The sequence below is a fragment of the Daejeonella sp. genome, assembly GCF_049655485.1.
In the GTDB taxonomy this organism is placed as follows: domain Bacteria; phylum Bacteroidota; class Bacteroidia; order Sphingobacteriales; family Sphingobacteriaceae; genus Daejeonella.
The window spans coordinates 1-6,803 of sequence record NZ_JBASJU010000141.1 but is presented as its reverse complement, the minus strand read 5'-3'; the positions used below and the strand labels follow the sequence as shown (position 1 = coordinate 6,803).

General features: G+C 43.6%; 2 protein-coding genes. Both read left to right on the top strand.

Going from position 1 to position 6,803, the window contains the following annotated elements; all coding sequences use genetic code 11:
• A partial coding sequence (locus WBJ10_RS05770) for a S41 family peptidase (protein ID WP_424288578.1) occupies positions 1–2,973 on the top strand: 2,973 nt, incomplete at its 5' end.
• Between the two features lie 124 nt (positions 2,974–3,097).
• Complete coding sequence (locus tag WBJ10_RS05765) at positions 3,098–6,577, top strand: PAS domain S-box protein (protein ID WP_424288577.1); 3,480 nt, start codon at positions 3,098–3,100, stop codon at positions 6,575–6,577.
• Positions 6,578–6,803 lie beyond the last annotated feature (226 nt).

Sequence of the window (6,803 nt, the reverse complement as noted above, 5' to 3'; positions counted from 1 at the left end):
CGTTCGGGGATTCATGCTGTTTATATCGTGCCTTCAGAAGGTGGAACACCAACACGTTTGAGCTGGTATCCTTCCGCTTCTTTTCCAAGGGGCTGGTCACCTGATGGTAAGCAGGTATTGTATGCTTCTGGCAGAGAATCTGCTCCTACTGCTTTTAACCGGCTATGGACAGTCTCCGTAAAGGGCGGCCCGGCATCCCTTCTTCCTGCACCATGGGCTTTTGACGGCGACTATTCTCCCGACGGCGCTAAAATGATTATTGACAGGGTCAGCCGCTGGGACGGAGAATGGAGGCATTATCGCGGCGGACAAAACACTGCCTTGCAGGTATTAGATCTTAAAACATTGAAAGAAGTATCCCTGCCCAATGAGGGAAGTATGGACATACAACCGCTATGGATGAATCAGGAGATCTATTTTCTCTCTGACCGGGATTTTATCATGAACGTATGGGCTTACAATACATCTACTTCGGCCCTTCGGCAGGTAACTAATTTAAAAACCGGCGATATCAAATGGATGGGAGGGAACGGAACAGAAATAGTTTATGAACATCATGGCTATCTTCACCTGCTAAACCCACTTACTGGCCAGAGCAAGGCTTTAGACATAAATGTAAGCGGCGATTTCCCATGGGCGGAAACCCGTTTCGAGAATGTGAGCAGTAAAATTTCCGAAGCTTCATTATCGCCAACAGGCAAACGAATATTAGTGGAAGCCCGGGGAGAAATTTTTACCGTCCCGGTTGAAAATGGTGATCCGAGAAATCTCACACAAAGCTCAGGTGCTGCAGACCGCCGCCCTATATGGTCGCCCGATGGGAAGCAAATAGCCTGGTTTAGCGATAAGGACGGTGAATCTTATTCTTTGTACATCACTGATCAGGAAGGAATAAAAGAAGCCCGGAAAATTAGTATTGGCGAAAGTAAACTAGCGTGGGACCCTGTATGGTCGCCGGATGGTAAACATATCGCGTTTACCGACAATGCCGTGCGAGTCAAAGTGCTGGAAGTCGCCAGTGGGAAAATCAATACAGCCGATATCGGAGGTACCAATTTAGACCGGGGGAGAATGGGATTAAGCTGGTCGCCCGACAGCAAATGGCTGGCTTATTCCAAATCAGCACCTAATAATTTTAGAACGATCATGGCCTGGTCTGTTGAGAATAATAAAACCAGGGCAATCAGTGATCCGATGGCCGACGCCATTTCCCCTGCATGGGATTTGAACGGGCGTTACCTCTACTTTTTGGCGAGTACAAATGTGGCCCTGGGTTCCGGATGGGCCAATACCAGTTCACAACAAGCACAGCCAAGTTTTGCCGCCTATCTGACTATACTGCGCCAGGATGACCCTAATCCTTTTCCGTTGAAAACGGATGAAGAACCTGACACCACAAAAGCCAGCCCTCCAAAAGACCCCAGCGCCGCTAAGGCAGTATTACCTAAACTACTGCGGATTGATTGGGAACAAATAGACCGCAGAATTATATCCATCCCTATTCCTGTTGGCAACTACCAGGGAATGATCGCGGGTCCTAAAGGAAGCGTCATGATTATTTCCGGACCGGTGATCAGTAAATACACCGTGGAAGATAAAAAATTGGAGGAAATGGTGAAAGGGGGCTCGCAGTATGCTGTATCTGCAAACGGAGAAAAGTTACTGTTCAAGTCCGGTCCGAACTGGCGGGTAGTATCTACATCCAAGCCTGCTGCCCCTGCAGATGGGATTGTTGCCATGAATTTGCGCATGCAACTTAACAGGCCGGAAGAATGGAAACAGATTTTCGACGAATCATTGAGATATCAGAGCGATTATTTTTATGATAAGGGAATGCACGGCAGAGATTGGAAGGAAGTAAAGGAATATTATACTCCTCTGGCTTCATCTATCCGTCATCGTACGGATCTGACTTACCTTCTCGACCAGATCGGAGGAGAAACTTCCGTTGGCCATAGTTTTGTTTACGAGGGAGACACACCTTCTCTGGATACTTCAAGGGCCGGGGTATTGGGTGCTGATTTGGTACAGGCCGATGGAAGATGGAAAATCAAACGAATTTACACTACCGAGAGCTGGAACCCCGGCGTTATCGCCCCCTTAGCACAGCCGAACTTAAAGGTAAAGGAAGGTGACTTTATTCTGGCCGTTAATGGAAAAGCCCTGTTTTCAACGGATGATCCTTATGAACTTTTGAATGGCACGGGAAGAATGCAGACCCTTTTACTAGTTAACAGTAAACCAAATATGGATGGTGCATGGACTATAAAGGTACAGCCTTCTGAGAATGAAAATTCGTTACGTCAGTTGGCCTGGATAGAAGATAACCGCCGAAAAGTAGACGAATTATCAAAGGGAAAACTGGGATATGTTTGGGTTCCGAATACTGGGGGAGCGGGTTTTAGTTCATTTAACCGCTATTATTTTGCCCAGCAAGACAAGGAAGGAGCGGTAATTGACGAACGCTTTAACGGGGGCGGTTTGTTGGATGACTACATGGTAGATCTAATGGTTCGCCGGCTACGTGCCGCGATTACAAATGAAGTGCCCGATGGGAAAGCCATGCGACTACCTGCCGGCATTTTGGGACCCAAAGTTTTGCTGATTAATGAGCTCGCTGGTTCAGGGGGTGATTTCTTTCCATGGATATTCCGGCAGCAAAAAGTAGGTCCGCTTATTGGGACGCGTACATGGGGAGGATTAGTGAAATCATCCGTTCATTATCCTTTTGTGGATGGTGGTGCAATGACCGCCCCTGATAATGGGATTTTTGATCCGTTTAAAAATAAGTGGGTTGGAGAAAATACGGGTATTTCGCCTGACATAGAACAAAAGATCAGCGCAGTTGCTGTAGCCAATGGCCGGGATCTGCAACTGGAAAAAGCGGTTGAAGAAGCTTTGAAATTATTGCAGAAAGAACCCTGGATTGATGTGAAAAATCCGCCGTATTCCACACCGGCGAAAAAGAACTAGGTAGGACAAGAGTTGGATGTGTATCATAGCTTTGCAGCTAATTTCTTTAATGTTTTTTCAACAATTTCTATAAGGGGGTGTTATTTGCAATACATTACTGTCTATAATTCATAATTCTTCAATTATGTCGGAAAAGTTGAAAGAAACAATTGATACTAGCACCGGGGAAAAGCAACAATCATTCCTGCTAAAACTGAGCGATGCAATCCGAGTCCCTAGAAACCCAATAGATGTTGAGGAAGCAGCTACAAAAACAGCTCTGGATTTTATGGAAGCCGATAGGTGCCACTACAGTACTATTGACGGAGATAATGTCATAATTCTGCAAGACGCCGTGCGTGGAAATCTGCCTTCGGTTGCGGGTGTACATAACATAAACAGCTTTGCGCTGTATAAGGCGGTTTTAAAAGCCGGGCGTCCCTTTGTTGTGGATGATGTATGTACCAGCGAGATAATTGATAATGAACTAAAAAAGGTTTGCTTGGATTTCCAATATGGTTCATTCATCAATGTACCGGTGATTAAAAACGACAAACCAGTAGGACTTCTTTCTCTCGTTCAATGTAAGCCAAGGAAATGGACAGACACCGAGTTGCAGCTATCCATTGAAACAGCCGAAAGAATATGGGCAGCGGTAGAAAGAGCGAAAGCAGAAGAAGCCCTACGCACATCGGAAGAGAAATACCATACGCTGTTAAATACAATTGATGAGGGCTTTAGTATATTGGAAGTGTTATTTGACGATAAAGAAAAAGCGATTGACTACATTTTTCTTGAGATGAATGATGCACATGAAGCAATAACCGGATTGTCACAAACGGCGGTAGGGATGCGCATTAGTGAACTGATGCCCGACATGGAAGAAAGTGTGCTAAACCATCTCGGAAAAATTGCACTTTCGGGTGAGCCTGCACGCTATGAGCAATATGTGGGTGCATGGGACCGTTGGTTCAATGTTTTTTCATCACGGGTGGGCGGCGACGGCAGCCGAGTAGTTGCCAATGTTTTTAAAGACATTACCGATCACAAAAAAGCAGAAGAGAAATTAAAAGAAAGCGAAGAAGCCTTTCGCGCAATGGCAGACCTTTCACCAGTACTTATCTGGACATTTAATGCCAATGGTACGTCATCATATTATAACAAAACGTTTCTTGATTTTGTGGGGGTGGCAAAGAGCGAAGATATTTATGATTGGAATAAAATTATTCATCCGGATGATATTCAATCAACGTTAGATAACATAGATATAGCAATAGCCGAACAAAGCTCCTTTTCAATAGAGTGTCGCCTGTTAAGGGCAGATGGGCAATGGCGCTGGGTGCTGGCACAAGGTAATCCAAAACTTGGTCTAGACAATGAATTTCTAGGTTTCGTAGGTTCGTCTGTCGACTTCACTGAGCGCAGGGAAGCTGAAGCAAAAATTAAAAAAAGCGAGAAAAAATTTGAGGCGGCAATCCTCGCTGTAGAAGGGATTATCTGGACAAACAATGCTGTAGGTGAAATGGTTGGTGAACAACCTGGATGGGCTAAATTAACCGGCCAAAGTTTTGAAGAATACCAGGGATTTAAATGGTCTTCAGCTGTTCATCCCGAGGATGCACAGCCTACGGTTGATGCCTGGAACAAAGCAGTTAAGAATAAAAGCACATTTGAATTTGAACACAGGTTAAAGACAGCGCAAAATGGATGGCGACTATTTGCAGTAAGGGCAGTGCCAACCTTTGATGAAAATGGTATAATTGAGCAGTGGGTAGGTGTACATAGTGATATTACCGAACAACGTGAAGCAGCGAAAAAAATAAAGGAGAGTGAGTCATATTTCCGTAGCCTAACTGATACGGTCCCCGCAATCATCTGGATTACCGAACCCGATGGAACTTGCAGCTATTTGAATAAGCACTGGTATGATTTTACCGGACAAACCGAAGACGAGGCCAAGGGTTTTGGCTGGCTTAATTCCACCCACCCTGAAGATAAAGAAAAAGCAGGGGAAATTTTTGTTAAAGCGAATGCAGCCCAAAAGCCTTTTTTTGCAACCTACAGGCTACGTAATTCGAAAGGAGAATATCGCTGGGCAGTTGATAGCGGAAGCCCGAAATTTAATCCGGAGGGTGTATACGAAGGTATGATAGGAACGGTGGTTGATGTACATGAAGAAAAGTTTGCTCAAGAACAATTGACTTACCGCACCGCTTTGCTAGAAGCACATACCGAGGCAAGTGTAGATGGAGTTTTACTGGTAGATGCAAAAGGGAAAATTCTTTCATTTAACCAGCGTTTTATTGAGATATGGAACATGCCGCAAGATATTGTTGATGCGAAAGATGATGAAGCCGCCCTATCGTTTGCCATGAGCCAATTAGTCAATCCCCAACAATTTATTGACAAAGTAAAATACTTGTACGATCATCCCACAGAAACAAGTCTAGATGAACTGGAGTTTAAAGATGGAAAGATAATAGAGCGAAATGGATATCCGGTAATTGGAGAAGGGAGTAGTTATTACTCATGGAGCTGGACCTTCAGGGATATAACAAAACAAAGAAACTATGAAAGGACCATAATTGAAAGCGAACAGCGCTTTCGCATTTTAGCAGAAACCCTGCCACAACTGATATGGATGACGGATGAAAAAGGAGCTTATGAATATGCTTCCAGCCATTGGATCAATTATTCCGGGCTTGATCCCTATGTAGAAGATTCCTGGGAAGAATTAATTCATCCCCAGGATCTGGAAAGCCTTAGTCAGGGTTGGAAAACTAGCCTGCAAACCGGCAAAACTTACAATTCTGAAGCCCGGCTCAAAAGTTATACCGGAGCGTATAGCTGGCACCTTGTGCAATGTGTACCGTTAATGAACGAAATTGGAACCGTCATTAAATGGATCGGTGCTTTCACCGACATTGCAAATTTAAAAGAAGAACAAAGGCAGAAAAATGATTTTCTTTCGATGGCCAGTCATGAACTTAAGACCCCGATAACTACAATAAAAGCTTACGGACAAATTATTGAACGCCTTCTTGCGGAGAAAGATGATTTGCATACATTGGGGATGGTAAAAAAGATGAGTAAACAACTTGAACTGCTTACAACGCTTATAAAGGATCTTTTGGATGTTACAGAAATGCAAAAGGGCGGTTTAATCCGTCACGAATCGACTTTTTATTTTGATGAGATGGTGAATGAAGTACTGGATGATATGCGCAAAACCATCCTAAGTCATAAAATAGTAAATGATTTGAATGCAGTAATAAATATCAAAGGGGACAAAGATAAACTCGGCCAGGTACTCATTAATTTAATTTCAAACGCAACAAAGTATTCTCCTGGTGCCGATAAAATTATCGTAAGTACCCAGATAGTAGAAGATGGCGTCCAATTGAGCGTCCAGGATTTTGGCATTGGAATTTCGCCGCTAGGGATAAAGCGCATCTTTGAACAATTTTACCGGGTCACCGGCGAAAATCAATCTACTTTTCAGGGAATGGGTATTGGCTTGTATATATGCGCAGAAATAATTAAAAAAGAAGGCGGTAAAATATGGGTAGAAAGTGCTGTAGGTGAAGGTTCAGTATTTTATGTTTGGTTGCCGGTGGATCACTAGAGTTTTGGTTGCGGAACACCACCCTTGAATTGATGGATTTTTTAGAGTAAAGCTTGATATAGAACTGCTTTGCCCTTCTGCACAAACTCTGTATATTTATCAATTAGTGTTTTTTAAAATGCTGATTATTACCTCAAACTGTTTAAACCAATGATTAAACTTCGCTTTACATTAACGGCAATTTTTACACTGTTCTCTGGTGTGGTATTATTTGCTCAAAACACTA

Excerpts from the sequence above, each read along its gene's own strand:
- WBJ10_RS05765 (WP_424288577.1), top strand. The coding sequence starts at position 3,098 with ATGTCGGAAAAGTTGAAAGAAACAATTGATACTAGCACCGGGGAAAAG.